The organism is Streptomyces sp. NPDC053426, assembly GCF_055585405.1.
Genome location: NZ_JBVJKE010000005.1, coordinates 432015 through 458934, shown reverse-complemented (window position 1 = coordinate 458934; position 26920 = coordinate 432015). Strand labels below are relative to the sequence as shown.

21 protein-coding genes and 1 pseudogene are annotated in these 26920 nt (G+C 72.5%); 10 read left to right on the top strand and 12 right to left on the bottom strand.

Going from position 1 to position 26920, the window contains the following annotated elements; translation table 11 throughout:
• Positions 1 to 5: 5 nt before the first annotated feature.
• Complete coding sequence (locus tag ACZ62B_RS13745) at positions 6 to 2315, bottom strand: tetratricopeptide repeat protein (RefSeq protein ID WP_469690361.1); 2310 nt, start codon at positions 2313 to 2315, stop codon at positions 6 to 8.
• Between the two features lie 46 nt (positions 2316 to 2361).
• The gene (locus ACZ62B_RS13740; RefSeq protein WP_344564257.1) at positions 2362 to 3684 is read right to left on the bottom strand and encodes a S1 family peptidase; all 1323 of its coding nucleotides are present in this window, start codon (positions 3682 to 3684) and stop codon (positions 2362 to 2364) included.
• Positions 3685 to 3775: 91 nt separating this feature from the next.
• Between ACZ62B_RS13740 and ACZ62B_RS13735 the strand changes: the two genes are divergently transcribed.
• Positions 3776 to 4078, top strand: coding sequence for a trypco2 family protein (locus ACZ62B_RS13735; RefSeq protein WP_344564259.1), 303 nt, complete (start codon positions 3776 to 3778; stop codon positions 4076 to 4078).
• 264 nt (positions 4079 to 4342) lie between these two features.
• Here ACZ62B_RS13735 and ACZ62B_RS13730 read toward each other — a convergent pair whose 3' ends face one another.
• Positions 4343 to 5719 (bottom strand): eCIS core domain-containing protein, encoded by a 1377-nt coding sequence (locus ACZ62B_RS13730; protein ID WP_469690360.1) that lies wholly within the window; start codon positions 5717 to 5719, stop codon positions 4343 to 4345.
• A gap of 467 nt (positions 5720 to 6186) precedes the next feature.
• On the opposite strand from ACZ62B_RS13730, the gene ACZ62B_RS13725 reads away from it, so the two are divergent.
• Positions 6187 to 7260, top strand: a complete 1074-nt coding sequence (locus ACZ62B_RS13725) for a hypothetical protein (protein ID WP_469690358.1) — start codon at positions 6187 to 6189, stop codon at positions 7258 to 7260.
• Between the two features lie 148 nt (positions 7261 to 7408).
• On the opposite strand, the gene ACZ62B_RS13720 is transcribed toward ACZ62B_RS13725, so the two are convergent.
• A complete protein-coding gene (locus ACZ62B_RS13720; protein WP_344564263.1) occupies positions 7409 to 7876 on the bottom strand; it encodes a hypothetical protein in 468 nt (155 codons plus the stop codon).
• A 91-nt stretch (positions 7877 to 7967) separates the two neighbouring features.
• Positions 7968 to 8192: a DUF397 domain-containing protein gene (locus ACZ62B_RS13715; protein ID WP_344564267.1), complete on the bottom strand. Its 225-nt coding sequence runs from the start codon at positions 8190 to 8192 to the stop codon at positions 7968 to 7970.
• A 321-nt stretch (positions 8193 to 8513) separates the two neighbouring features.
• On the opposite strand from ACZ62B_RS13715, the pseudogene ACZ62B_RS13710 reads away from it, so the two are divergent.
• From ACZ62B_RS13710 to ACZ62B_RS13700, 3 genes and pseudogenes are all read left to right on the top strand, one after another.
• Positions 8514 to 8837 (top strand): annotated as a pseudogene (locus ACZ62B_RS13710) (helix-turn-helix domain-containing protein); the annotation flags it as partial.
• A gap of 300 nt (positions 8838 to 9137) precedes the next feature.
• Positions 9138 to 10346 (top strand): NAD(P)/FAD-dependent oxidoreductase, encoded by a 1209-nt coding sequence (locus tag ACZ62B_RS13705; RefSeq protein ID WP_468879395.1) that lies wholly within the window; start codon positions 9138 to 9140, stop codon positions 10344 to 10346.
• A 10-nt stretch (positions 10347 to 10356) separates the two neighbouring features.
• Positions 10357 to 11298 (top strand): sigma-70 family RNA polymerase sigma factor, encoded by a 942-nt coding sequence (locus tag ACZ62B_RS13700; protein WP_468879392.1) that lies wholly within the window; start codon positions 10357 to 10359, stop codon positions 11296 to 11298.
• A 340-nt stretch (positions 11299 to 11638) separates the two neighbouring features.
• Here ACZ62B_RS13700 and ACZ62B_RS13695 read toward each other — a convergent pair whose 3' ends face one another.
• Entirely contained in the window at positions 11639 to 13330 is a 1692-nt protein-coding gene (locus ACZ62B_RS13695) for a PE-PGRS family protein (protein WP_469690356.1), read from the bottom strand.
• Positions 13331 to 13620: 290 nt separating this feature from the next.
• On the opposite strand from ACZ62B_RS13695, the gene ACZ62B_RS13690 reads away from it, so the two are divergent.
• The gene (locus ACZ62B_RS13690; protein ID WP_468720098.1) at positions 13621 to 14814 is read left to right on the top strand and encodes a trypsin-like serine protease; all 1194 of its coding nucleotides are present in this window, start codon (positions 13621 to 13623) and stop codon (positions 14812 to 14814) included.
• A gap of 51 nt (positions 14815 to 14865) precedes the next feature.
• Here ACZ62B_RS13690 and ACZ62B_RS13685 read toward each other — a convergent pair whose 3' ends face one another.
• Complete coding sequence (locus tag ACZ62B_RS13685; protein ID WP_469690353.1) at positions 14866 to 16776, bottom strand: SMI1/KNR4 family protein; 1911 nt, start codon at positions 16774 to 16776, stop codon at positions 14866 to 14868.
• Between the two features lie 384 nt (positions 16777 to 17160).
• On the opposite strand from ACZ62B_RS13685, the gene ACZ62B_RS13680 reads away from it, so the two are divergent.
• Both ACZ62B_RS13680 and ACZ62B_RS13675 read left to right on the top strand, forming a co-directional pair.
• Positions 17161 to 18225: a tellurite resistance/C4-dicarboxylate transporter family protein gene (locus ACZ62B_RS13680; RefSeq protein WP_344564279.1), complete on the top strand. Its 1065-nt coding sequence runs from the start codon at positions 17161 to 17163 to the stop codon at positions 18223 to 18225.
• Between the two features lie 264 nt (positions 18226 to 18489).
• Complete coding sequence (locus ACZ62B_RS13675; RefSeq protein ID WP_469690391.1) at positions 18490 to 20865, top strand: glycosyl hydrolase family 18 protein; 2376 nt, start codon at positions 18490 to 18492, stop codon at positions 20863 to 20865.
• A 134-nt stretch (positions 20866 to 20999) separates the two neighbouring features.
• On the opposite strand, the gene ACZ62B_RS13670 is transcribed toward ACZ62B_RS13675, so the two are convergent.
• The 5 genes from ACZ62B_RS13670 to ACZ62B_RS13650 form a co-directional block, all read right to left on the bottom strand.
• Positions 21000 to 21608, bottom strand: a complete 609-nt coding sequence (locus ACZ62B_RS13670; RefSeq protein ID WP_468720102.1) for a dihydrofolate reductase family protein — start codon at positions 21606 to 21608, stop codon at positions 21000 to 21002.
• Between the two features lie 81 nt (positions 21609 to 21689).
• Complete coding sequence (locus ACZ62B_RS13665; RefSeq protein WP_469690351.1) at positions 21690 to 23270, bottom strand: sodium/solute symporter; 1581 nt, start codon at positions 23268 to 23270, stop codon at positions 21690 to 21692.
• Positions 23267 to 23605 (bottom strand): hypothetical protein, encoded by a 339-nt coding sequence (locus ACZ62B_RS13660; protein WP_469690349.1) that lies wholly within the window; start codon positions 23603 to 23605, stop codon positions 23267 to 23269. Before ACZ62B_RS13660 ends, ACZ62B_RS13665 begins: the two co-directional genes overlap by 4 nt.
• Before the next feature lie 259 nt (positions 23606 to 23864).
• Positions 23865 to 24257 (bottom strand): ester cyclase, encoded by a 393-nt coding sequence (locus tag ACZ62B_RS13655; RefSeq protein WP_344564289.1) that lies wholly within the window; start codon positions 24255 to 24257, stop codon positions 23865 to 23867.
• Positions 24258 to 24579: 322 nt separating this feature from the next.
• Positions 24580 to 25278 carry an SDR family NAD(P)-dependent oxidoreductase gene (locus ACZ62B_RS13650; RefSeq protein ID WP_468879366.1) on the bottom strand — a complete coding sequence of 233 codons (699 nt, stop codon included), beginning with the start codon at positions 25276 to 25278 and terminating at the stop codon, positions 24580 to 24582.
• 112 nt (positions 25279 to 25390) lie between these two features.
• Between ACZ62B_RS13650 and ACZ62B_RS13645 the strand changes: the two genes are divergently transcribed.
• Together ACZ62B_RS13645 and ACZ62B_RS13640 are read left to right on the top strand one after the other, a co-directional pair.
• Complete coding sequence (locus ACZ62B_RS13645) at positions 25391 to 26260, top strand: helix-turn-helix transcriptional regulator (protein ID WP_344564293.1); 870 nt, start codon at positions 25391 to 25393, stop codon at positions 26258 to 26260.
• A complete protein-coding gene (locus ACZ62B_RS13640; RefSeq protein WP_469690347.1) occupies positions 26257 to 26919 on the top strand; it encodes an NADPH-dependent F420 reductase in 663 nt (220 codons plus the stop codon). Before ACZ62B_RS13645 ends, ACZ62B_RS13640 begins: the two co-directional genes overlap by 4 nt.
• Position 26920 lies beyond the last annotated feature (1 nt).

Sequence of the window (26920 nt, the reverse complement as noted above, 5' to 3'; positions counted from 1 at the left end):
GCGGTTCAGAACACGGTCTGCGGCCGTACCGCGTGCATGAGGTCCACCAGGTGCTCGTGGGCGGCGGCCGGCTCGTGGTGGTGTGCCGCCAGCCGCCGGTAGAGCGACTCCAGCCGCTCGCGCGACGCGCGCTCCGGCGCGCTCAGCCGGCGCAGGGCGTGGGCGGTGAGCCGTCCGGAACCCCCTCCCGGAGCGCCGGGACGGTCGCTGAGGCTGTGCACCGCGTCCAGTTTCCACTCGTGGAGTTCGGTGCTCAGGCGCAGCGCCTCGTCCTCGGACAGGCTCGGTTCCCCGTCGCCCGGACGCCGGCCCACCAGGCCGGGCAGTTCGGTCAGCGCCGCGTCGACCTCGGCGGGCAGGGGCAGCGGATCGCCGTCTCCGGGCAGCCGGGCCGCGCGGATGCGCAAGGCGGCGATCCGGGCGACGGTGTGGTCCAGCGTGCCCTGCCCGACCCGGCCGAGCACGTCGATGGCGGTCCGGCGGTCGCGCGCGCGGAGCGCGAGCCGGGCCAGGCCGAGGGCGGCGCCGCCGTGCGCGGGGTTGCGGGCGAACACCGCCTCGTACAGTTCCTTGGCCGTGGGTTCGGCGGTGTCGTCGCCGAGCCACTCCGCGCAGTGGGCGAGGGCCAGTTTGGGCGCGTACTCGCCGGGCAGTTCGAGGTGGACCTGGGTGAAGTGGTGGCGGGCCTCGGCGACCTGCCGGGGGTCGCCGTCGAGGTCGGCGCTGCACAGCGCGAGCAGGGCGCGGTGCCACTCCAGCCGCCACCGGCGCACGGCGGACGGCCCGGGGACGGAGTCGGCCGTGTCGAGTTCCTCCTGGGCCCGCCGCAGGTCGTCGCGGGTGTTCCGGCCCAGCAGGACGCGCACGTTGTGCAGGCGGATCTCCACCGAACGCGGCTTCTCCTCCTCCTGCTCCAGGAGCCGGCCCGGGTCGTAGCCGCTGCTCACCTCGAACCGCGTGGCCTGCGGATCGCCCGGATAGGGCCTGGGCACCGGCAGACAGGCGGCGATCTCGGCGGGGGTGGGCGTGCCGAGGTCGAGGACCGGTGCCACGGGCGGCTGGTAGCGGTCGCGGCGGGGCCTCTCCAGCCAGTGCCCGATGTCCGGCACCGTGCCGAGCCGGGCGCCGGGCAGTCTGCTGGACGGCCGGAAGTGGTCGGAGGGCTCCGGTGGATCGCTCTTGCCGCGCAGCGCGCGGATCTCCCGCAGGGCGCCGCGCAGTTGGCCGACCATCTCGCGGGCGTCGGCGAAGCGGCGGCCCGGGTCGGTGCGTACGGCACGGTCGACGACCCGGTCGAAGGAGGCGGTGCCGAGACCGGGCACGTCGGTGACGGCCCAGCGGGCGAGTTCCCGCAGGGTGACGCCGACGGTGTGCAGGTCGTGGGCGACGGTGGGCACGGCCGACGTCACGGTCTCGGGCGCCATGTAGTCGGGCGTGACGTGGGCGGGCGGCAGGACCTGGCCCTGTTCGCGCATGCCGCCGAGGTCGATGACCTTGATGCCGTCCCGGTGGTGCACGACGTTGGAGGGCTTCATGTCCCCGTACACGAAGACCCGTTCGCCGTCGGCGTGCAGATGGACGAAGGCTTCGAGGATCTGGCAGCCGTACGTTGCGACGTGCTCGATGTCGAGGACGGACTCCCCGCGCCGGACCTCCTCGGCGACCTTCGCGAGGGTGCCGTCACCGACGTCGTCCATGACGATGTAGCCGCCGGTGACCTGACCGGTGTCGTCCCGGCGGGCCACGAAGTCGCGGATCTGGACGATGCGGGGGTGGCGGATGGCGACGAGGTTGCGGCGTTCGACGTCGGCGAGGCGGGCGCCGTCGTGCTCGTACCGGTTGAGCAGTCCCTTGACGGCGACGACGTCACCGAGATGGGTGTCCTCGGCGAGGTAGACCCAGCCCTGGCCGCCGTGCGCGATGGGCCCCATGACGCGGTACTGGTCGCGCAGCAGGTCGCCCTCGGTGAGTTCGGGCCGGTACGAGTAGCGCTCGCCGCACGCCGGGCAGAACCCCTCGATCGGCACCGGGCCCTCGGTGTAGGGCGGGGCGAAGGTGATGCCGCAGTCGGCGGACGAGCAGCTCATGCGGATGCGCGGCGGTGCCTCGGGCCGGACGAGGCGTTCCCCGGCGGGGCGCGGCTCGCGTTCGGGGAGCGCGAGGAGTTCGCGGGGGCCGAGTTCGCGGGGGTCCTCGGGCAGGGCGGGCAGTCCGGGGCCGTCCTGTGCGCGACCGCAGACGGCGCAGTAGCCGGTGGGCAGTACGGCGCCGCCGCAGGGAGCTCCGGTGAAGCGCCGGTGCGGGCAGATCGTCATCCTCGCGTGCTCCTCCTTCCCCGCCCGGCCCGGACGGTGCACGGCGTCACCGGTCCCCGCAGCGTCTCAGGTCGGCGCGCAGGGCCCTGATCAGCGCGCGCAGCCGGGTGAGTTGCTGCTGCGGGTCCCGTACGTCGTCGAGCAGGCGGCGGGTGGCGCGGTGCCGGTCGGCGGTCTCGGTCACGGAGCCGAGGGAGGCGCTGTCGACGATGTCGCGGCGTATCGCCCGGCTGAACTCCGCGCGCTGCAGACGGTCGAGCAGGGTGTCCGCGTGGTGGAGGAGCGCGGGCCGCAGGAGGAGGTCGCGGGACGCGGCCCAGCCGGGCCCGCCCTCGTGGCGGAAGACGAGCAGCAGCCGGAAGCCGAACGCCCGTAATCGGGCGAGGACGTCGATGAGAGGACCCGGCTGCGGCTCCTCGTCGAGCCCGTCGACGAGGACCGTGACCGGCCGTACGGGCGCCCGGTCGGCAGCCCGCTCCGGCCGGGCCTTGGCACCGCGCAGCCAGTCCCAGTACGCCAGGTACTCACCGGCCGGGAAGGTGACCTGGTCCAGCGCGTGGTCGATGAGGTCCGGCCTGCTGGCGCCGCCACGGTGGACGACATGGGCGCGGTGCGTCAGATGGCGCAGTGACCGGTCCTTGCCACTGCCCGGGGTCACCACGGTGATCTTCACCGGGTCCTCGTCCGGATCGTCGAACCACCGGGACAACCGCTCCTCGAAACCGTGGTCCCAGGCGCCCGGACTGCTCAACTCCTTGATGACCGGTGAGAGTTCGGCGATGCGTCCGATGGGGATCAGATACGAGAAGGAGAGCCGGTTGTCCTCGGGCAGGGCCGCGCCCAGGTCCCCGCGCCAGCTCACGACGAGCCCCACCACCCGGGCGGGCCGGTCCTCCCGGGGCCGGGTGCACACACCGGCGCCGCTGAACCCGGCGCGCACCACCTCCGACCTGGTGACGGCGTCGAGCTGCACCCGCTCACCGCTGGCGCCGCCGATCCGCCCCCACAGGCTCATGCCGTCGTCGAAGCCCTCCGCGTAACCGGTCGCGTACACCTCCATGCCGCCCCACAGCCCGGTCTCCAGCGGAGCACGGCGCGCCTGCGGGCGGGGGCTGTCCAGCCGCAGCACGGCGACGTCCTCGCCGCCGGCGCCCTCCGCCAGCCAGCCGCCGGGCGCGACCCGCGCCGAGACCGGTTCGAGCCCGCCGTTCTCGGCGAACTCCAGCCACATGACGGCGTCCGGCCGACGCACCACGTGCGCGCAGGTCAGCGCCGTGTACTGGTCGACGAGCACGCCGGCGCCGCAGACGGGGCCGTGCGCGTCCTCGCGTCGCAGCCTGAGTCTCCAGTCCGCACGCAGTTCCCCCATGCCGTCTCACACTACGTGCAAAGCGTGGGGCGTCCCTAGACTTGTGAGCAGGGTGGATCGGTCAATCAGCCGAAAGTGGCGGTGTGTTGATATGGCGAATGCGGAACCGATCGGTCTGGCGGAGGCCATCGGCACGGTGCGCGCGGAGCTGGCGCGGGCCCAGGCGGAAGGCGCGGAGAGCGACTGGCGGTTCCACGTGGAGCAGGTCAGCCTGGAGTTCTCGGTCCAGTTCCACCGGGCCGGCGAGGGCGGCGCGGGCCTGCGCCTGGGCGTCGTCGAGGCCCGCCTGGGCGGCTCGGTGAGCCACGACTCCACCCACCGCATCGAGGTGGCCCTCAAACCCCTTCCCCGCCCCGACGGCCGCCACCACGAGGTCGGGCGCGAGGTGCGCTGACCCGCGGGGTGGTGGAGACCGCGCCGACGAGCCGGATGCCGGCGTCGACGGCCATCCGGTGACGGGTGGGGCAACGACATGCGACGCACGCCTCGCTCATGATCGGGCGCGCGTCGCCCCCTCCGGCGCCGTGGTGTCGTCCCGGCACCGCGCGGCGAAGCGGGAACCGTCCCCGCCCACGAGGGCGAGGACGTCAAGGACGAGGTACCGCGTCCCAGGTGGGACGGCAGGCCGCGCGGTGGGCGCGGCGTGGACCGGAGACGCTCATTCCTCCTCGGAGGAGTCGGACATTCCCTCCAGCGTGGCCAGCGTCTGTGACGACAGCTGGGGATCCCCCCGGAACGACCCCGCGCCACCGGGCTTCGCCATCGGGAAATTCTCGTAGAACTCTTCCACGGAGTAGCTTCCGCCGTTCTTCCTCAACGCCGCGCGCAAGGCCTTGCTCGCTCCGGGGAACCGGAGCTCCTCGGAGTTGTGTGCCACGCCGTATATGACGGCGGCGGCACGCTTCGCCTTGACGTCGTCCTTGAAGAGGTGCTCGTCGTCGGCGGCCAGCGAGCCCTTCCCCACCGCGTTCGCGAGGGCCACTCTCTGCGCGGGGCTCAGCTGCGGCAGGAGGTGGGCGTACCTCTCCCAGTCCCGCCCCTCCGTCCCGGGGTAGTCGTCCTTTTTGCTCTTGACCACGGTCCCCAGGTCTCCCTGGTATCCCTGGTTCAGGGAAACCGCTCCGAACGGCGTCTCCGGCTTGCTCCCGACGAGGTCGCCCTTCGCCGGCACTCCGCGCTTCGTGCGGCGTGCGTTGGCGCGCTTCAGGCGGGACGCGCCGTCCGTGGGCTTCTCGACGGGATTCTCGGCGGGTTCCTCCGCCGTCACGGTGCCGGGAGGGGCGAAACGCAACGCATCGTCGAACGCGAATTCGTAATCCATTTCTTCGTCCGATGCGTCGATGTCCCTTTCGTTCATCAGTTCGTCGAAATCCTCGTCCCTCATCCGCTGGATCGTGGTGGACGGTGCGAGGGGTTGGTCGACGATCCGCTGGACGGGGGCGTGGTCCGCCAGCACCCGGTGAGCGTTCGCTTCGGCTTCCCGTTCGAAGGAATCGGAAGGGTCGGAGATTCTCAGGCCGCTGCCGTTGTCGGTGCCGGCGACCGGGCCCTGCCGCTGCTGGATGACGTGGGTGAGCTCGTGGGCCAGGGTGTGTTTGTCGGCGCCGCCTTCGCCGATGACGATGTGGTGCCCGGAGGTGTAGGCGCGGGCGCCGACCTCGGCGGCGGAGGCACGGGCCGCGGTGTCGTCGTGGACGCGGACACCGGAGAAGTCCGCACCCATCCGGGGCTCCAACTCGGCCCGGACGGCTGGGTCCAGGGGGCGGCCCGGAGCGTTCAGCACGTCGTGCACGCTCGAGCGCTGCACCACCGGTGACGGCTGCCCGCCGTCCGAGCCGGCACGCCGTTCCTCGAGCATGCGGCGGACGGCGGCGTTCCCGGCGGAGCGCTGAAGGGCCTGCAGCGACGCCGGGTTCACGGCGGAGAGCGGACCGCCGGGCAGGGCCGCTGCGGCGGAGGCCGGCCGCCGCACGTTCCCGTGGGCGGAACGGAGCATCTCGTCGTCAGTCTGCTGGGCGGTTCGCTGAGCGCGCATGACATCCTCCGGTGACCTGCTGTGCCGGGCGTCCACTCTCGTGCACGGCCGGACCTACGTACAGAGCCGGGCGGACGGAAACGAGGGCACGAACCGCTGCCCGAACGGACACATCCCGGCATCGCGCCCGGATCCTGCTCGCAGGTCGAGCACGTACACTCCGCGACGCCCGGTACGGGAATCCGGTGACACCACCGTAACCGACCCGTTCCGGCCCGCCGTTCAAGGCGTGCGGGGCGGCACCGGGGAGCTCCGGGGCGTCCACGAGCGCGCCGTCCGCCCGGAGTTCCGCCCGGAACCGGCGGGCGTGGCGGCCGAGCCCCGGCGTGGACGACCAGGGCGGCACGTTCCGCGCCCGGGTCGGTCGAGCGGTTCGGCGGTCGGCGGGAAGCCTTCGCGGTCGGTTGAGCGTGGACCCCGATCGAGGCGGCGGGAGACTGTCGGTGGCTGGTGGCAGGATCACCGGCATGGTTTCCGTACGGACTACTCCGCCTCGGCCCGTCGAGGTGACCGCGGTCTTTCCCGAGTTGGCTCCACTGGCGCGTCCTGCGATCCGGCTGCATCCCCGCCCGGGAGCGCCTTCGGTCGGGGACAGCTCGGTCGGGGGCCCGTTGCTGTGGCCGGCCGAGGAACCCTGGCCGCACTGTGAGGACTCGCACCTGCACGGTGACAGTGGGTTTCGCCAGTCACCGGCGGAAGTGCGGCTCGACAGGCACGGTCTGGCCCAGCGGCATGAGGACCCCTATGGTCCCTCGTTCACGCCCGAAGAGCAGGCGGCCATGGAACAGAAGGCCGCGAGGCTCGCGGAGCGACTCGACGCCGGCCCTCCCTGGCCCGCGGAGTGCCCGGTCCCCCTGTTGCCCGTGGCTCAGCTGTACGTGCGCGACGTCCCCCTGTTGCGGCCGCCCGGAGAGGCCGATCTGCTCCAGGTCCTCTGGTGCCCCTACGACCACGAGCCGGACTGGAAGCCGGCGACCGCGGTGTTCTGGCGGTCCGCCGCCTCGGTCGTCGACGTCCTCGCCGCGCCACCGGAACCGTACGAGGCCAACTACCCGGGCTACGTGCCGGAGCCGTGTCTGCTGGCACCGGAAGCGATCACCGAGTATCCCGACAGCCTCGACCTGAGCCCGGAGCTGCGGCAGGTGGTGGGGGACTGGAGCAGATGGCAGGCAGCCGGTGCGGAGGTGGACGACTCGTACGCGGACTACCCGGCGGAGTTCTACGACGGCAATCTGGCCGACGCCCCCGGCTGGAAGGCCGGTGGCTGGCCGCCGTGGGGCCGCACCGACCCGGTTCTCCGGTTCTGCGCCGTCTGCGACGCCCGGATGGTCCCGCTGCTGACCATCGCCTCCTTCGAATGGGACGGCGGTACGCGCGGCTGGGCGCCGTCCGAGGACCGGGCCGCCGCCTACGCCGCCGGTCACCGCGCCGGTCTGTCCCCCGCACAGCCGACGAGGGTGGAAGTGGGCAGCACCGACAACATGCAGCTCTACGTCTGCCCGACCTCCCCCGAGCACCCGCACACCGACCTGATCCAGTGAACCGCCGGCTCCGGGGCGGGCGGGCACGGAAGTGCCGGTGACGGAGATGTCCAGGCGCGCGGCAGCACGCCCGGGAGCGCCGAGGCGAAGGAGACGTTCGCCGCCCGAGCCGCGTGCGGTCAAGGCGGGGGTGAGTGCCGGGTCCGCTCTACGCGCAGGGGCAGGACAGTTCGGGCATCGTACGGTTCGGGGAGCACGTGACCACGGCCAGGGTGAGGTACGAGGGGCGTTCGAGGTAGTGGCCGTACGACACGTCGGCGCCCGCGCGCAGGCGTTCGGCGGCGGCGTCCACCAGCCGGGCCAGGCGCGCGGTGTCCCGGTCGCCCTCCGCCGCGAACCGGGGCGTGTACTCGGCCAGCCGCTCACCGAGCCAGGCCGCCGCCTCCTTCGCCTCGTCCCAGGTGCCCCGCACCAGTGAGCGGGGCTTGACGAGCCAGTACGCCGTCTCCAGGGGCGGGAGGTCCGACGTGCGGAACTCCGCGGCGACCTGGCGGTAGCGGTCGATCAGTTCCGGCCTGCTTCCGGGCGGAGGCGGATCGGGGTGCGGGGGCCGCCGCAGGGCCTCGTCGTCGAAGCGTGCCTTCGGGCCGGTCCAGAGGTAGGCGTGGTGGTGCACGTGCTGCTCCCGTTTCGAGGAACGCCGGCGGCCGGACGCGGGGAGGAACCCGGTCCGGCCGGCGGCGGGGAGGGGAGGGGAGGGGGAAGGGTCAGGCGCCGAGGCCGAAGCGCGCCGGGTCGATACCGGCGGCGTCCAGCTCCTCGGTGGTGAACCGCAGCGGCTGCGCGTCCGGCCGCTTGCTGTCGCCCAGCGCCCAGGCGTCCTCACCGATCCGGGCCAGGGTCACGCACCCCTCGGTGCAGGGGCCGCCGCACGCCTTCGTGAACGAGGCCCCGCTGATGTCGAGCGCGTAGAGGTCGGTTCCGTTCCGCATGACTGCACCTTCCAGCTCGTCTGACGCGGCCAGGTCCGGCCGCCGCCGCCCGTGGTGGGCGGGAGTGCACGGGAGGGGAGACGGTCGCCCGCGCGTTTCCGCAGGTGAGCGGTGGACGCGGACGGTTTCTCCCGGCTCTTCGTGATCTCAGGGTGGCGGTCGGGCGGGGGCGGGGACGAGTGTGGCACCCCGTACGGTGAGTCAGCGTACGGACACGAAGAGTGGACGGTACGTCTGATGATCCGTCAGGCTGGAGGTGGACGCGGGCGGCGCGAGGAGCCGTCGTGGTGCGCGGTGCGGAGGAGAGGAAAGGGGCGGCGGATGGACGTGGTCGGGGTCGAGGGGGAGGCGGCCGGGAGCGCCGGCGGTGCGCGGGCGGTTCCGGCGGGGGAGTGGGAGCGGGAGCCGCATCCGTCGGACAGCCTCCGGACGTTCGGGGCCGTCGTCCAGGCGTTGCGCGAGCACGCGGGGCTGAGCCGGGTCGACCTGGGCGCCCGGGTCCAGTACTCCAAGCACACGGTGGAGTCGGTGGAGCTGGGGCGCCGGATGCCGGACGAGGCGTTCGTGGAGCGGGCGGAGGAGGCCCTCGGCAACACCGGTGCGCTGCGGAAGGCGGCACGGCATCTGACGCGGGGGGAGGCGGGCGGCGGCGAGTGCCGCGTCCCGTACGCGGAGTGAGCGTACGGATGTGAAGAGTGAACGGTGCGCCGGATCTTCCGCAGGGCTGGGCGGGGAGCGCGGGTGTGGTGGCGGCCGGGGGATCGGTCCTTCCGGTCCGTGGGCGGCCATCGCCCCGTCGTGGCCGCCCGGTGCGGGGCCGGGAGTCCGCAGGAGGCCCGGCCGTCCGTCCCTGCTCGGTGACCCACGTCACATCCGGATGCTGTCAGCAATCGGGGAGCCGTCTCGTTCAAGGGGCACGCGAACGAGACAGGCAGGAGCATCGCCATGAAGCACCGCATCGTCGTCCTCGGCGCCGGATACGCCGGGGCCTTCGCCGCCGGGAACCTGGCCCGTCGGCTCTCTCCCGCGGACGCCGAGATCACCGTCGTCAACGCCGCGCCCGACTTCGTCGAGCGGATGCGGCTCCACCAGCTCGCGAGCGGCCAGGACATCACGTCCCGCAAGCTCGCCGACGTGTTCGAGGGCACCGGGGTGCGGCTGCGCGTGGCGCGCGTCACCGGCGTCGACCCCGACCGCGGGACCGTCGCCGTGACCGGCGAGGACGGCGACGGCGAACTCGCGTACGACACGCTCCTCTACACGCTCGGCAGCTCCGTCGCCCACCACGGCGTCCCCGGTGCGGCCGAGCACGCCTACGACGTGACCGGCGCGTCCTCGGCGCTGCGGCTGCGCGAGCGCCTGGCCGGTCTGGGCGAGGGCGGCACCGTGCTGGTCGTCGGCGAGGGGCTGACCGGCATCGAGACCGTCACCGAGCTGGCCGAGTCCCGCCCCGACCTCTCGGTCGCGCTCGCCGCCCGCGGCGAGCCGGGCGCCTGGCTCTCGCCCAAGGCCCGCCGCCACCTGCGCCGGGCCTTCGACCGGCTCGGCGTCACCGTCCACGCGCACACCGCCGTCGAAGCCGTCGAGCCGACGCGCGCGATCGCCGCCGACGGCACGTCCGTCCCGGCCGACGTGACCGTGTGGTCGGCCGGGTTCGCCGTGCACCCCCTCGCCGCCGCAAGCGGCCTGGAGGTCGCCGGAACCGGCCAGATCGTCGTCGACGGCACCATGCGCTCGGTCTCGCACCCGGACGTCTACGCCGCCGGTGACTGCGCCTACGCGATCGGCGAGAACGGCCGGCCGCTGCCGATGTCCTGCGCCTCGGCCGGCATCACCAACATGCAGGCGACCGCCGCGATCATCGCGCGCCTGACGGGCGGCGAGGCCCCGACCACCGCGCTGAAGTACTACGGCAACCACATCAGCCTCGGCCGGCGGGACGCGATCGTCCAGATGGTGGACGGGGACGTCCGGCCGAAGTCCTGGTACCTGGGCGGCCGGACCGCCGCACGGTTCAAGTCGGGCGTGCTCAAGGGGGCCGGGTGGGGCATCGCCCACCCGACCTTCGGCATGCCGAAGCGCAAGCGCCGCCTGACCACCGCGCCCGGCCCGGCCGGTGCACCCGACCGGGCCGGCGCGAGGGCCGCCGCATAGGCTGCTCCGCATGGACAGCGCAGCCGTCGAACGCTTCGAGGCCGGCCGGGGCCGGCTGGCCTCGCTGGCGTACCGCCTGCTCGGCTCGGCCGCCGACGCCGAGGACGCCGTGCAGGACGCGTTCCTGCGCTGGCAGGCCGCGGACCGCGAACGGATCGAGGTGCCGGAGGCGTGGCTGACCAAGGTCGTCACCCACCTCTGCCTCGACCGGCTCCGCTCGGCGCAGGCGCGCCACGAGCGCGCGGCCGGCGCCTGGCTGCCCGAGCCGCTCCTCGAGGGCGACCCGATGCTCGGCCCCGCCGACACCTTCGAGCAGCGCGAATCGGTGTCCCTGGCCGTACTGACCCTCATGGAGCGCCTCTCACCGGTCGAGCGGGCCGTCTACGTCCTGCGCGAAGCCTTCTCGTACAGCCACGCCGAGATCGCCCGGATCCTCGACGTCACCGAGTCCGCGAGCCAGCAGCACGCCCACCGGGCCCGGGTCCGGGTCGCCGCCGAGCGCCGCCGCGGCAGCGAGGAGGTGGACCCCGCCTCCGCGCGCCGGGTCGTCGAGGAGTTCCTCGCCGCCGCCACGTCGGGACGCACCGAACGGCTGGTCGAGCTGCTCACCGACGACGTGACGGCGGTCTCGGACGGTGCCGGACGGGCCAAGCGGCTGCTGCGGTTCACGACGCGTGAGCGCGTCGCCTCCTTCGTGCGGGCGGGGTTCAGGCCCACGCCAGCGAAGCGGCGGCTGGCCGGCGGCTCGCCCGTGTTCCACATCGCGCCGGTCAACGGCTCCCCGGCCCTCCTCGCCGTGATCGGCGACCGGGTCGCGGGCGCCGTCGCCTTCGAAGTCGACGGCGGCAAGGTCGCGTCCCTGCGCGGCATCGCCGCCCCGGACCGGCTCGCGCGCCTCAACCAGGCCTGGCGGCGGCACGAACCCGACGCCCCGGTCCTCACCGCTTGGTGACCGACGCCAACGGGATCCGGTGACGCCTCCGGACCACCACGGTCACGGCCACGGGGCCGTGACCAGGCCGGGCCGCCGCCTCCTTCGCCTCGTCGCCGAAGCGTTCCTCCGGGCCGGTCCGGCGGGGTGGGGACGAGCACGGCACTCCGTACGCCGAGTCGGCGTACGGACGCGAAGAGGGGACGGCCCGTCAGCCTGGAGGCGGGCGCGGGACGGTGTGAGGGGCCGTCCGCGGTACGGAGGAAAAGGGCGCCGGATGCCGGACGAGGCGTTCGTGGAGCCACCTGCGTCGGCTTCGGTCCGGAGGTCCGGTCGGAGAGGGCTCTTCGACGGCTCCCTCCTACTCCCGCCGGCCGACCAGTGTCTTGTAGAGCTCCCGCTTCTCCTCCGAGGTCCTGGCCGCCCGGACCCGGTCCGCCCAGTCGCTCTTGATCTCGTCGAGGAAGGCGTGCCAGCTCTTGCCGTCGCCGCCCATCTTCGCCAGTTCCACCAGCCGCTGGTTGTTCTTCATCTTGCCGTCGCCGATCTTGTCCGGCTTGTGGCCGTGCAACGCGGACTCGGGATTGGCGGTCGTCTCCGTGGACTTGACGCCGTGGTGGTAGCCGACCGGGCTGGAGGCGCCCGGCGCGATCGTCTCGATGCCGACGAGCAGGGAGCCGTCCGCGGACGTGGTCGGTGCGGTGAACACCAGGAGCATGTGGCCGTAGGAGCCGTTGGGGAGGATGACGTCGCCGTTCCAGTCCTTGGTGCCGATGCCGCCGATCGCCTGGTCGATCCCCAGCAGCTTCGGGGTGGTCACGCCCGGGACGGCCTTCGACGCCACATTCGTCAGTGACGCCCCGAGGCCGCCCTTCTCCACGAAACGGCCGGACGTCCCGCCCTTGTTCGGGCCGATGGAGGAGCGGTGCGTGGCGAAGCCGCGTTCCTTGACGTGCTCGTCCTGCTTGCCGTCCTCGGTGACGCCGAGGAATTCGAGCAACTGATGGGGGTCGTCGCCGTCCTGGAGGGCGGGGATGCGGATGTTCACGCGTCCGCCGTGCGCGAGGGCCCGGATGACGTCGCCTTCCCGGTAGTCGACGTGCTTCTTGTCCTTGGTGTACTGCAGGCCGTGCCGCAGGATCAGCAGGACGTTGGTGAGGATCTTCCGGGCGAAGGCGTCCTGCGACTCGTGCTCCGGCGCGAGTTCGTTCGCCCCGGGGTGCTTCCGGTCCTCCGGCACGCTCTCCGGGACCAGGGTGTCGAGGGCCGTCTCCCGGATCTGCGCGTCCCGCTCCGCCTCCAGCTCCCGGCGCTCCTCACTGTCCTCGGCGAGCCCTTGGGTCCGCATGAAACGGCCCAGGGTGTAGGCGGGGTTGACCGGGACGGGGGCGCCGGGGGCGGGTCGCTGGGTCCGGAAGGCGAGCGTCGCGGCGAGGATGCGCCGGCCCGGAGAGAGCTTCAGCCAGTCCGAGTAGTCGGGCTTCTCCTCCGTGGCCTTGTCCTTGCCCTTGTCCTCGGACGTGCTTGCCTTCGCCGCGGCGGACCTCCGACCCTCGGCGATCCTGAGGCCCTCCGCCATGGTGCCGATGCCCACACGGTTCAGCCACCCCGGCCGCTTCTCCGACAGCAACTCGATGTCCTTGAGCTCTTTTTCCTGGAAGACCTCGCCGAGGACCAGCCGCCGTTCCAGGACCCACCGCAGTTTGGCGTCGGGAAGCAGCCAGTCCTCCGGCCACTTCTTGTGCGGCTCCCAGACGTTGAACTTCCGCTTCTTCTGACGCGCGTGCTCCTCGCTCGACCGGGCCAGCCGCACGATCGCCGCGTCCGGGTCGGTGGACGTCTCCAGGGACGCCTCGTCGGCAGGAGGGGCCGCCTCGGTCTCCTCCTGCCGCACCCGCTGGACCGCTGTGGTCACGGCCCGGTTCCCGGCGGTGTGCTGGAGCGCCAGCAGGCCGGTGGGGTCGTCCACCGTCCGCGACGGGAAGCCCGATCGTCTCTGCCGCGCGTCCCGGTCCTGCTGCCGCTCCTGTCGCTGCTGCTGCCGTGTACGCATCCCTCAGACTGACCTGTCGCCGGTCCCGCCGGAAGGGTGGATGGGGCATCTGCCGGGGCAGAGCGTTGCCCTTTCGTTCGCTCGGCGTATGCGAGGAGTTCCGCTCCCGGCGGGAGCCCGTACCCGCGTGGGCGGACAGGCGCCCCGACGGGCGTGGAGCCAGGTCGCCTTCCGGCCCGCCGGAGGCCCGGGCGGTGTGGATCATCTGTGGATCGAATGTGGATCGGGGCCCATGAGGATGCCCGTGACGTCTGGTCACGGACGGCTACGGCAAGAGGAAAGGCATACTCATGGGATACAGCAGAACCGGTCTGTGGGCCGCGGGTTCGGCCCTGACCGCGGCGATGGCGCTCGTCGGCGCCCTCGCCCCGGGAGCCGGCGCCGAGCAGCAGCACGACGGTGACGGCGAGAAGGCCGTCCCGATCTCACAGGCCGTCGGCGCCGACCACCTGCGGAAGATGAACGAGCAGCGCCCCCTCGTCGCCGCTGCGAGCATCCTGGCCAAGGCCCAGGAGCGGGGCCACCACGAGGGTTACACCGGCATCGGCCTCCAGGAGGACCACGTCACCCTGTGGTGGAAGGGCGATCTGCCCGAGCCCGTACGGCGGACCGTGGAGCGGGCCCGCGAGACCGCCCCCGTGCGCATCGTCGCCGCGGACCACTCACTGGCCGAACTCAAGGACGCCTCCGAGCTCTTACAAGCCCGACTGGAGAAGGACCCCTCACTCGGCCACAGCGTCAAGATCCCCACTGACGGCAGCGGACTGGTACTGACACGGGACACCACCCGCGCGGCACGCACCGCCTCGGCCGCGCAGGACCACGGCACGGTCGGCCCGATCGCCGGCGTGCCCGTGAGGACGATCAGCGAGGAGCCCCTCCAGGAACGCTCCCGTGTGAACGACGGCGCGCCGTGGTCGGGCGGAGCGCAGATAAACTTCAACGGCGGTGCGTGCACGGCCGGGTTCGGTGTGCGTGACGTGAACACGACCTACCTGCTCACCGCCGAGCACTGCGGCCGGAGCGGCAATCGGTTCACCAACCCGCAGGGCGCCTACATCGGCACCTCCACCAAGTCCAGTGACGCCCACGACGTGATGCTCATCCCCACGAACTCCGACAACTTCATGTACACCGGAGGACCCGACAGCAACGCGGGCGTGCGGGTCGACGGCTGGGACCACGTCTTCCCGGGCGAGTACCTGTGCCAGTCCGGGATCACCAGCGCCCGGGTCACGGGCGGCCCGGTCTGCAACATCAAGGTCCTCTTCTTCTACAACGACTCCGAGGACCTGGTGGAGGCGGAGCAGATGAACGGCCAGGACGTGGCCCGCAGCGGTGACAGCGGCGGTCCGGTCTACACCGCATCGGCCGGCGGCGGCGCGATCGCCAAGGGCACGGTGACCCGCAGTGCGGGGGCGCGCCTGGGCTTCCAGGACTTCTACACGGCCACGCGGGACTTCGGCATCTGGATCAACAGGTAGATCCGTCCTCGCGGCCCGTGCCGCGGAGCGCTCGGGCGGCGTGCGTCTTCGTCACAGGCGCCGCCCGACGTGGACCGTGACGTACGCGTAGGACTCGCCCTCCCGCGGCGCGCGGTTCCAGGACCGTGTGGTCAGGTGCGGCAGGATGCCCTCGGCCAGGGCGTGCCGGGGCAGGGAGAGACCGAACTCGTCCTGTACGGCGGTCAGCAGGCACCGTTCGCGGTCCGCCTCGTCGACGCCGCGCAGGACTTGTTCCGGGTCGAGGGCGCCGGGCACCGGTCCCGAGCGTTCGACGTCCGCGCCGCGCAGCGTGTACGCGTACAGCTCCTCGCCCCGTTCGGCGACCGACAGGTGGAACACCGTGAGGCCCTCGTCGCGGGTGCGGCGCGCCCACAGCACCACCGCGCGTCCGTCGCGCGAGGCGGCGGCGGCCGGGGAGACGAAGAAGTTCCCGGGCGTCGACGTCCGCGGGGCCGTGTCGTGGCCGAACGCCCACCCGGAGCCCGTCCGGCCCACCGCCAGCACGGCCCGGTCCTCCCACGGCGCCGAGTCGTCCCGCTGCTGCCAGGAGTCGTAGGGGAACCACCCGTCGGGGCGGACGGGCGGCGGGGTCAGGCCCTCGCCCCCGTCCTCCCCGATCAGGCCGGGCAGCGCCTCCGGCTCCGCGCCCTCCACCCACACGCACCGGTAGGAGCCGTGCGGGGCGTTCCACCGCTGAGTCTCCGCCAGCCAGCGCAGTCCCGGCGGATCCTGGTCCGGCACCGGATCGGGCACCGGGCCCTCCCGGCCGGCCCGAGGCGTGGCCAGCAGCTCCAGGCCGCGCTCCCGCGTCACCACCGGACCCAGTACGGGGTCCCCCAGCAGACCGAGCGGTGCCAGCAGGTCAGGACCCGGCGGCGACCACGACGGCAGCGCGGCACGGATCACCCGCCACGCCGTGTCCGTGTCCCCCCGTCTCGCCGACTCCCACGCCTCGGCCACCGCCTGCCCGAAGGCACCGCCCGGCGCGTAGCGGTAGGACCGGTCACGCACTTGGGCGAGGATCACGTCCGCGGCAGCGGTGACGTCGTCGTCGGTCCCGGTGCCCAGCACGAAACGGTGGGGAACGGAGCCGGGGCGGTGGTCCCGCAGGTGCGCGGCGGCCAGCACGGGCACCAGCTCGCCCGTGTAGCGCGGATCGGCGACGAGTTCACCGAATCCGTGGTGTCCGCCGCCGTTCGACAGCGCCGCCAGCTGTTGCGCCATGCCCCGGGCGCGGGGCCGTCCGTGGCGCTCCGCCCCGGTGAGCAGCTCCCGGGCGGTCTCCCACCTGCCGCTCAGGGCCTCCTCCCGCGCACGCTCCACGTCGGCGTCCAGGGCGCGGGTGGTGTCGTTCACGAAGCCGGGGAGGCCCGCCCGGTCGGAGTGGAAGTCCTGGTACATCCGCTGCATATAGGCGTGGAACGACGGATACCGGTCCGGGTGTTCGCCGCTCCACCCCTTGTAGACGTACAGGGCCCACTCGCCGTCCTCGTCGGTGTCGCCCGGGTCCAGCAGGGCGTAGGACATGTCCGAGTCGGTCTCCAGTTGCAGTGCCCGCCGCCACATCCCGGCCAGCAGCACCTCCTGCTCGGTCGAGCGCTCGGTCAGCCCCTCCTGGTAGGCCGGGGTCATGCCGAACGGATCCCCGAACCAGTCGATCTCGTGGGCCGCGCCCAGCCGGTAGACGGATCCCCCGTCGAGCCGCCAGCCGTTGCTGGCCCCGAGGAACCGCCGGTAGGACGGAGGGAGCCGGGTGCCCAGGCGCTCCTCGGCGGCGGCTATCTCCGCCTCGGCCGCGGGCGGGGCGGCGAGCGCCAGGTCGGCGAGGGTCACGCCGCCCTCCGCCATGTCCTCCACGTCGTCCTCGGCCGGGACCCATTCCTCCTGCCAGCGACGGAGGAACTGCTGCCAGTCGAAGCGGTTCTCGGTCTTCTCGATCACGTGCCGATTGTGGCAGCCGCCACTGACAACGACGCGGGTCCCCGGATTCCGGTGGTCAGGAGAGGACGAGCCGGCCGGGTGACTCACCGGGGACGGCGGGAAGGACGACGGGGATGCCGCACGCACACGGGACGGAGCGGATCGGGTCCTCTCGCGGTGGCCCGCACCGCTGACGGGCTTCGTCGACGAGGAGGCCGTGTCGCACCACCCCATCGGCGGGGCCGTCCGGGCGGTGTCCGCCGGGCACGCCGTCGAAGGGAACCGCTGAACCGGTGTCGTACGACCGTGCCCCGGTGCTCCGTTCGAGGCCGGGACACGTCCTTCGTCCCCGAGAGGGCCGAACGTCCCAGGACCAGCGGGGTCCTGATCACATACGGTGCCGGAGTGCTCTCCACCCCACTGCCCCCGTCACCCCGGCTGGCCGGCCTGGCACCGGCGCGTCTGTCCCCCGGGTACTTCGCCCTCGTCATGGCCACGGGCATCCTCTCCGTCGGCTGTCAGCTGCGCGGCTGGACCCTGACGGCCCGGTCCCTCCTCGTCCTCACCGCCGTCGCGTACGGCCTGCTGGTCGTCCTCACCGTCTGGCGCTTCGTCGCGCACCGCCGTGAACTCGCCGCGGACGCCCACGACACCCGCAAGGCGTTCCTCTTCTTCACCTTCGTGGCGGGCACCGACGTGCTCGCCGTCGGCCTGGCCGGCCAGGGCCACTTCGTCCCCGCCGCCGTCCTCCTCGTGATCGCCGCGCTCACCTGGGTGGTCCTCGGCTACACCATCCCCTGGGCGGCGGTCCTGGGCCGCAGCGAACGCCCGGTCGTGGCGGCCGCCAACGGGACCTGGTTCGTCTGGGTGGTCGCCAGCCAGTCGGTCGCCGTGGCCGCCGCGACCCTGGAGCCCCACTACGAGGCCGCACGCCACGGCCTGGCCGTCGTCGCGGTCTTCTCCTGGTCGGTCGGCTGCGTCCTCTACGCCGCCTCCGCGATCTTCGTCTCGCTCCGCCTGATGCTCTACCCCCTCGAACCGCGCGAACTCGACCCGCCCTACTGGGTCTCCATGGGCGCGGTCGCCATCACCGTGGTCGCGGGAGCGCGCATCGTGGAGATGGAGAGCGCCCCCATGGTCGACGCGGTGCGCGGACTGGTGGCCGGCATGTCGGTCGTCTTCTGGTGCTTCGCCACCTGGCTCATCCCCGTACTGATCGCCGTCGGCGTCTGGCGCCACTACGTCCACCGGGTACCGCTCACCTACGAGCCCACCTGGTGGAGCATCGTCTTCCCCCTCGGCATGTACGCCGTCGCCGGCATGTACCTCGGCCGCGCCGACGACCTCCCCATCGTGGAATGGATCGGCCGGACCTGGCTCTGGGTCGCCCTCACCGCCTGGACCCTGGTCCTCCTCGCCATGCTCCACGCCCTGTTCACCACCAGGTCGCGGGAGCCGGAACGGACCTGATCGGCTGTCGGCCGTCACCTTGCCGTCCGGATCCGTGACCGCCGGGAAGCCGACGAGAGCGAAGGCGGTGACAGGGGGTTCGGTGTCCGACCGGACCTCTTTCGGTGTCAGTCCGGACCTATTGACGCATTGGTCCAGACCTTCTACGTTGTGGGCGCCCGACCAGAGGCGGCTCCCGCCGCGATCAGGCCGGCCTCCGTCAGGGCATACGCACGCGCACGGTTCGTCTCACCCCTGTACCACCCCACCATGACAGGGAGAGCCATGTTCCACAGGCGCAGACCACTTTCGGGAAGAAGTCCGCGGCGGGGAAGAGGACCACTTCCCGTCGCGGGCGCGCGGCGCCCCTCCGGCACGCACGGCACCGCACGACCGCGGCGGCTGATCGCCGCCCTGGCCGCCGCACTGCTCCTGCCCTTCGCGGCCCTCACCACCCTCGCCTCACCCGCCCACGCGGCCGGGACGCTGACGGCCACCTTCACCACCCAGGACAACGGCTCCTGGTGGAAGGGAACGTACGTCGTCCACAACAGCGGCACGGCCGCGGTCAGCGGCTGGACCCTGGAGTTCGACCTGCCCGCCGGGATGACCGTCACCGGGAACTACCACGGCGACGTCACCGTCTCCGGGCGCCATGTGACCGTCGAGAACGCCTTCTACAACGCGAACGTCCCGGCCGGCGGCAGCACCGAGCCGTACAGCTACTGGTTCACGGCGACCGGGACGGCGGGGACCCCGACCAACTGCACCGTCAACGGCGACAAGTGCGACGGCACCCCCGACGTCCCGCCGACGGCCCCCGGCACACCGGAGGCGACCGCGGTCACCGCGCACTCCGTCGCGCTGGGCTGGGGCGCCGCCCGGCCCGGAGACCACCCCGTCACCTCCTACGAGGTGCTGAACGGTTCGGACACCGTCGCCACCACGAGCGGCACCTCCGCGACCGTCACCGGCCTGACCCCCGCGACGCGTTACACCTTCACCGTCCGGGCCAAGGACAAGCGCGGGAACACCGGACCGGCCAGTGAACCGCTCACCGTCGAGACGGTGGACCCGTCGACCGACCCGACCCCGCCGACGGCGCCGGGCAACCTGCGCTCCACCGGCGAGACCGCCTCCAGCGTCGGTCTGGCCTGGGACAGGTCCACCGACAACGTGGCCGTGGCCGCCTACGACGTCTACCGCGGTGACACGCTGGCGAAGACCGTCGGCGCGGACACCACCACGGCCACGGTGGACGGACTCTCCCCGGCCACCGCCTACACCTTCACCGTCCGGGCCCGGGACACCGCCGACAACTCCTCGGCGGCCTCCGAAGCCGTGCGGGTGACCACCGACGACGTGGCCGGCGAGGGCAAGCAGCTCAAGGTGGGGTACTTCGTGCAGTGGGGCATCTACGGGCGCCAGTACTTCGTGAAGAACCTCGACACCTCCGGCGCCGCGGCCCGGCTCGACGTCATCAACTACGCCTTCGAGAACCTCGACCCGACCGACCTCACCTGCCAGGCGGGCGTGACCAAGGGCACCTCCGGCAACCCGCAGGACCCCGACGAGGGCACCGGCGCGGGCGACGCGGACGCCGACTACGCACGCCCCATGTCCGCCGCCCAGTCGGTCGACGGGGTCGCCGACGACGGCTGGGGCAAACTGCGCGGAAACTTCAACCAGTTGAAGAAGCTCAAGGCCAAGTACCCGCACCTGAAGGTCGTGGTGTCGCTCGGCGGCTGGACGTACTCGAAGTTCTTCTCGGACGCCGCCGCCACGCCGGAATCCCGGAAGAAGTTCGTCGAGTCCTGCATCGACGTGTGGATCAAGGGCAATCTGCCCGTCTACAACGGCGCGGGCGGCCCGGGCACCGGGGCGGGCATCTTCGACGGCATCGACATCGACTGGGAGTGGCCGGGCTCGGAAGGCCACCCGGGCAACCACTACGGCGCCCAGGACAAGGACAACCTGACCGCCCTGCTCGCCGAGTTCCGCAAGCAGCTCGACGCGCTCGGCGGCGAGCACAAGCTGCTCACCGCGTTCACCCCCGCCGACCCGGCGAAGATCGAGGCCGGCTGGGACCTGAGCCGGATCTTCGACTCCCTCGACTACGCCAACGTGCAGGGATACGACTTCCACGGCGCGGGCAGCGACAACTCCTGGGAGCCGAACCGCACCGGGCACGCGTCCAACCTCCACGCCGACGCGGAGGACCCCTACCCCTTCCACTTCAGCATCGAGAACGCGATCCGGACGTATCTCGACGCCGGAGTCAACCCACGCAAACTGACGGTGGGCTTCCCCTTCTACGGGCGCGGCTGGCAGGGCGTCACCGACGGCGGTGCCGACGGCGAGTGGCAGGACGCGAACGGCGCCGCACCCGGCCAGTTCGACACCGAGGCCGGGGTCCGCGGCTACGACAACCTGATCACCAGCTTCCCGAACATGACCGTCCACCACGACGAGGAGTCGGTGTCGACGTTCGGCTACACCGGCCCGAACGGCCAGTGGTGGTCCTTCGACGACGTGTGGTCGATCGAGAGGAAGACGGCCTGGACCAAGTCCAAGGGCCTGCTGGGCGGTTTCGTCTGGGAGATGTCCGGCGACACCCCGGACGGCCGGCTGATGACCGCGCTGGACAACGGGCTGAAGTGACGCAGCGGTCCCGGAACTCCCGGGGCCGCGAGGAATCCCCGGGCGGACGGCCGGCGTGTCGTCCGCCCGGGCCGGCGTCCCGCCAGGAGCCGCGTGCGCGGCTCCGGCGCGCCGGCACCGGTACGAGAACCGGCTCACTCCCCGAGCGTGGTGACGGCCTCCTCGTAACCGCCCGTCGGCGGCGCGGTGTCGGGTCCGTACACGAGGTTCAGCACGCCCGTCGTGAACGTCTGGGACTTCAGCAGCTTCAGCGGGATCGACGGCTCGCCCTCGTCGAAGAGGCGCATGCCCTTGCGCACGGCGATGGGGTGGACGAGGAGGTGCAGTTCGTCGAGGAGGCCCGCGGCCAGCAACTGCCGGACGACGGAGACCGAGCCGCTCAGCGAGACGTCACCGCCCGGCTCGCCCTTCAGCGCGGCGGCGACCTCGGCGACGTCGCCCTGCGCCTGCTCGGAGTTCCGCCACCGCAGGTCGAGCCGGCTGCGTGAGAACACGATCTTCCGCATGTCGCCGAGCTGCTTGGCGAAGCCCGCGTCCTCGCCGCCCGCCGCCTCCCGCTCGGGCCAGGCGCCGGCGAAGCTGTCGTACGTCCTGCGGCCGAAGAGCAGGACCTCCGTGGTGTTCATGCTCGCGCCGACGGCGGCTCCCATCTCGTCGTTGAAGTACGGGAAGTGCCACTGATCGGGCGCCTCGACGACGCCGTCGAGCGAGATGAACAGGCTGGCGGTGATCTTCCGCGGCATGGTGTCCTCCGAATCCGGTGCGTGTACCGGGTACGACCGTGCCACCCACCGAAAGTCATCGGTAGGCGGCACGCGGATCGTTCAGACGGTGTCCATCTGCCTGCGGCGCTGCGGCCCCGGCACGTCGCCCGCCGCCCGGCGCGGATCCGTGACGCTGCCCAGCCAGCCCAGCAGGAACCCGGCCGGCACCGTCACCAGGCCCGGGATCGTCACGTCCCAGACCCTGAAGTCGTACTCCGGGAAGATCGACCCGGGTGCGCCGGACACGTACGGCGACAGCGCGAGCGCCACGATGCTCAGCGCCGTGGCCCCCCACAGGCACCACAGCGCACCGCGGGCGGTGAACCCGGGCCAGTACAGGGCGTACAGCAGGACGGGAGCCAGGGCGGCGCCGCAGACGGCGAGCCAGAGCGTCGAGACGACCACCAGGTTCCAGTCGGCGGCGACGACCGCCACGAGCGCGGAGAGGGCGCCCGTCAGCGCCGCCGACCACCGCGACGCGGCACCGTCCGCCTTGCCCGCCGGGAGCCTGCCGGAGAGCCTGCCGGACGCACCCAGCACGTCCCGCCCCAGGGCGATGCCGGCGGCGAGGGTCACGTCCACCACGGCCGCGAGCGCGGTGAGGAAGAGGACGCAGGCCAGGGCCGCGACCAGGACACCGCCGCCGTCGAGCGCCCGCCCGAGCAGCAGCGGCGTGAACACCTGCGCCGCCGGACCGGCCTCGCGCAGCGCCTCGCCGACGAGGGCCGCCGCGCCGACACCGACGACGGCGAGCGCGCCGTACAGCAGGGTGAGTTCGCCGAGCATCCAGCGGCCGCCGGACCGGGCGCCGCGCGGGCTCTTCGCCGAGATCGCCCGCATCAGCACGGCGGGCATCGCCAGCGTGGCCATCGACATGCCGAAGGTCTGCCCGATCCGGTTCACGGCCCCCACCCACCCCTCACCGGTGTAGCCGCCCGGACGCAAGTACGCCCCGCCCGTCCCCGAGCCGCGAGCGGCGGCGTCGAGCAGCCGCCCCGGATCCCCGCCGAAGCGGTGGAGCACGAGCACGGCGGCGACCACCAGCACGGGCAGGGCGATCGCCGACTTCGCGATCATCACCACGCCCGTGCCCCGGATCCCGCCGCTGACGGCCAGCGCCGTCATCACGCAGCCGATCACCACGATGCAGCCGGTCCGCGCACCGGGCTGCCCGATCAGCGCCGCGGCGACGTTGCCGACCACCACCAACTGCACGACCAGCAGCGGGAAACAGACGAGCAGGGTCACCACGCCCCACGAGACGCGTACGGCGGGCCCGCCGCTGCCGCGCGCGTCCAGCATGTCCGCGGCCGTCAGCGAGGCGTGCCCGCGCAGCGGCTCGACGATCAGCACGAGGAGCAGCATGACCCCGATCAGGCTGCCCAGCATGACGCCGAGGCCGTCGAAGCCGGACGTGGCGACCATGCCCACCAGTACGGTGACCGTCGCGACCGTGGTGGTGTCGCCGCCCATCGCGATGCCCTGCTGCCAGGAGCGCAGCTGGCGGCTGTCGGACCGTACGAGGGCTCGGTCGTCCTCGTCGGCGCCGGTGACGACGCACAGCATCAGGCAGATCACGACGAACACCGAGAACACGGCGAGGACGAGGGACCGGGACGAGGGATCGAGCAGCGCGGTCACGACCACCTCCGGACGTCCGGCCGCGGTTCGAGCCGGTCGACCCGTCGCCCGTACACCACCAGCGCGTGCACACCGACGGCGAGGGGCGCCACGGCCAGGAGCGCGCCGAGGCTCACCGGCCCGGCGATCCGCGTGCCGTACACGGCCGGTACGAGGGCGGCGGGCAGCACGTAGAGCAGCCAGGCGACGGCGATCCGGACGCCGAGCCGTAGCCCGACGGCCAGCCGCGCCGCCTCCCCGTCGTCGTGTCGCTCGTGCTCCGCCGGAGGACGGGCGCCGGCCGCGGGCTCGTCATGGTGCGGCGGCCCGTGCCGGGGCTGCGGTCCGAAGGACATGTGGGCGGCTCCGCTCACGTCGATCCGGCACCCCGGAAGGGGCGCGGGTACGGGTGTGGGGGTGGGCGCACGGAGTCAACCAGACCTCCGCACGCCTCCGTGCGCCGCGGAGGCGGAATTGTTCTCCCGCCCAATCCGGAGCCGTGCGGACGGTGAACGGGCACTGCGCGGGCGGGAACGCGAAGGCACCCGGATGCCTCGGAGGTCCCGGAGAAGTGCCGGAGGACTCCCCGGGACACCGCGCCGGCGCCGGCCGAGGTCAGGCGGCCAGCTGCCGCAGCAGGTCGGACGAGTCGTGCAGCGCCGTCATCTGCACGAAGCGGCCGTTCTCGACCTTGTAGATGGCGTACTCGACGATCTCGAAGGAGGCGCCGGAGGGGGGAACGCCGAGCCACTCCTTCACCGGGGTGCCGGTGTTGACCGCGCGCACGGCGATCCGGTCCCGGTCGAACAGCAGCTCCTCGACCTCCCAGTGGAGGTCCGGAACGGCGTCGATGTCCTGCTTCTGGACCGTGATGACGTCGTCGCGGACGCCCGGTTCGCCGTTCAGCACGACGTCGTCGGCGATGAACTCGTCCATGCCGTCGAACTCGTGGGCGTTGAGCGCCGCCACGTAGCGCAGGTACCAGTCCTTGAGGCCGGAGTCGGTCATCGGTTTCTCCTTCTGGGGTGTCGGTCCCTGTGCGGGGACCGAATCGATGGGGAGCGGCGGGGATCGGTGCCCCGCTCGACTCACCACCGAGGTTAGGAACGGCGACGTTGGCGGCCCAGAGCCCTCCCGAGCCTGGGGACCGGGAGTACCACGTTCGCCGCGCCGTACGAGGTCGCCCGTGCCGGGCCGAAGACGCGTGCGCCCCTCCCCGTCCGGCTCAGTGCCTGCCGGACGGGGAAGGGCGCGCCGCACACGACGGGGCAGCAATTGGCTCCCGCGTGTCCGGTCGAGGTCGCGTACGACGGTCAGGTCCCGCTCCGCTTCACCAGGTGAGGGGGCCGTAACGGTCGATGATCCGGCCGGTTCCGGCGCTGGGGTTCTCGGTGGCCAGCGTCACGATGGCGTCGGTTCCCTCGGTCACGGTCTGGGTGCCGGTGTGGCCGTTGAGGTCGGTCGCGGTGTAGCCGGGGTCGACGGCGTTGAACCGGATGTCGCCGAACGCCTTCGCGTACTGCGTGGTCAGCATCGTGACGGCGGCCTTGGAGGCCGCGTAGACGGGGGCGATCACCTTCGACTCGACCCGCTCGGGGTCGTGGGTGAGCGCGACGGACCCCAGGCCGCTGGTGACGTTGACGACGGCCGGAGCGCCGGACGCGCGCAGGAGCGGCAGGAAGGCCGCGGTGACCCGCACGACGCCGGCCACGTTGGTGTCGAACACCACCGTGGCCTCCGCGCCGGTCAGCCCCTCGGCGGACACGACGCCGCCGGTGATGCCGGCGTTGTTGATCAGGACGTCGACCCGGCCCTCGTTGGCCGCGACGTCGGCGGCCGCGGCCGCGACCGAGGCGTCGTCGGTGACGTCGATCCGTACGAAGCGGGCGCCGAGCTCGGCCGCGGCACGGCGGCCGCGGTCGACGTCGCGGGCACCGAGGAGCACGGTGTGGCCGAGTTCGGTGAGGCGGCGGGCGGTCTCGAAACCGAGGCCCTTGTTGGCGCCGGTGATGAACGTGGTCTTGGACATGCCCCAAGCCTTCGCCGGGCCTGCCGGACCAGCCAGGGAACGGTTTTCGGTAGGAACAGCAGTACCACCCGGGCGAGCACCGGGACGGACATGAGCTGCTTACGATGCGGTGGTGAACAAGGGACACGCCGTCGACAACCAGCTGGGAGCGACACTTCGGGCCTGGCGGGACCGGCTCTCGCCCAAAGCCGTCGGACTGCCGGTGGACAGGGCGCGCCGGTCGCCGGGCCTGCGACGTGAGGAACTCGCCGAGCTGGCCGGTCTCTCCGTCGACTACCTGGTGCGGCTCGAGCAGGGCCGGGCCGTCAGCCCCTCCGAGCAGATCGTCGTCTCGTTGGCCCGCGCGCTGCGGCTCTCCCAGGACGAGCGGGACCACCTCCACCGGCTCGCCGGATTCCGGCCGCCGCAGGACCAGCGGGTCGTCCACGACATTCCGCCGAGCATGCGACGGCTGCTGGCCCTGCTCGACTCCACTCCGGTCGCGGTCTTCGCCGCGGACTGGCAGCTGGTCTGGTGGAACCCCAGGTGGGCGGCGCTGTTCGGCGACCCCACGCGGATCGGGACCGAGGAGCGCAACCTGGTGCGGCTGCGCTTCCCGGTCGCCTCGGACCGCGGCCGTCTGACGAGCTGGCCGGTCATCCCGGTCAACGCCGAGGCCGCCGACCGGGCACTCGTGGCCGACCTGCGCCGGGCCGCGGCCCGGTTCCCCGACGATCCGCGCGTGACCGAGCTGGTGGCCGGCAGGGTCGCCGGCAACCCCCGGTTCGCCGCGTTCTGGGCCGACGCCGCCGTGGGCCGGCACGCCGAGGACCGCAAGACCATCCGGCACCCCGACATCGGGGAAGTGAACGTCGACTGTGACGTCCTGACGGACGGGGACACCGACCTCAAGGTCGTCGCCTACACGGCGGTCCCCGGCAGCGAGGACGAGTCCAGGCTCGAGAGCGCCGGCATCATCTCACCCCCGAGGAGCGACGCGTGAGGACGATCGGAATCATCGGAGCGGGCGAGGTGGGCAGCCAGCTCGCCCGCGCGGCCGTCGCCCACGGCTACCAGGTGGTCATCGCCAATTCACGGGGACCGGAGACGCTGACGCGCCTCGTCGACGAACTCGGCCCCTCGGCCCGGGCCGCGACAGCGGCCGACGCCGCCGAAGCGGGCGACTTCGTGATCATCGCCGTCCCCCTCAAACCGGTCAACGACATGCCGGTGGAGCAGCTGGCCGGCAAGATCGTGCTCGACACCAACAACTACATGCCCTGGCGCGACGGCCACTTCCCGGCCGTCGACTCGGGGGAGAAGACCGTGCACGAGCTGCGGCAGGAACAGTTGCCCGCCTCGAAGGTCGCCAAGGCGTTCACCCACATCCAGGCTCCGCGCCTCTTCCTCTCCGCCGGCCCTCCGGGCACCCCCGGCCGGCACGCGCTCTCGGTCTCCAGCGACCACCCCGAGGCGGTGGAGCTCGTCACGCGCCTGTACGACGAGTTCGGATTCGACACCGTCGACAACAGTCCGCTCAGCGAGTCCTGGCGCAGCGGACCGGGCCAGCCCGCCTGGCAGTCGCACGCCCACCAGACGCGCGAGCGGCTCGCCGCCAACCTGGCCAACGCGCGCAGGATCAAATACCCCGTCCGAGGCTGAG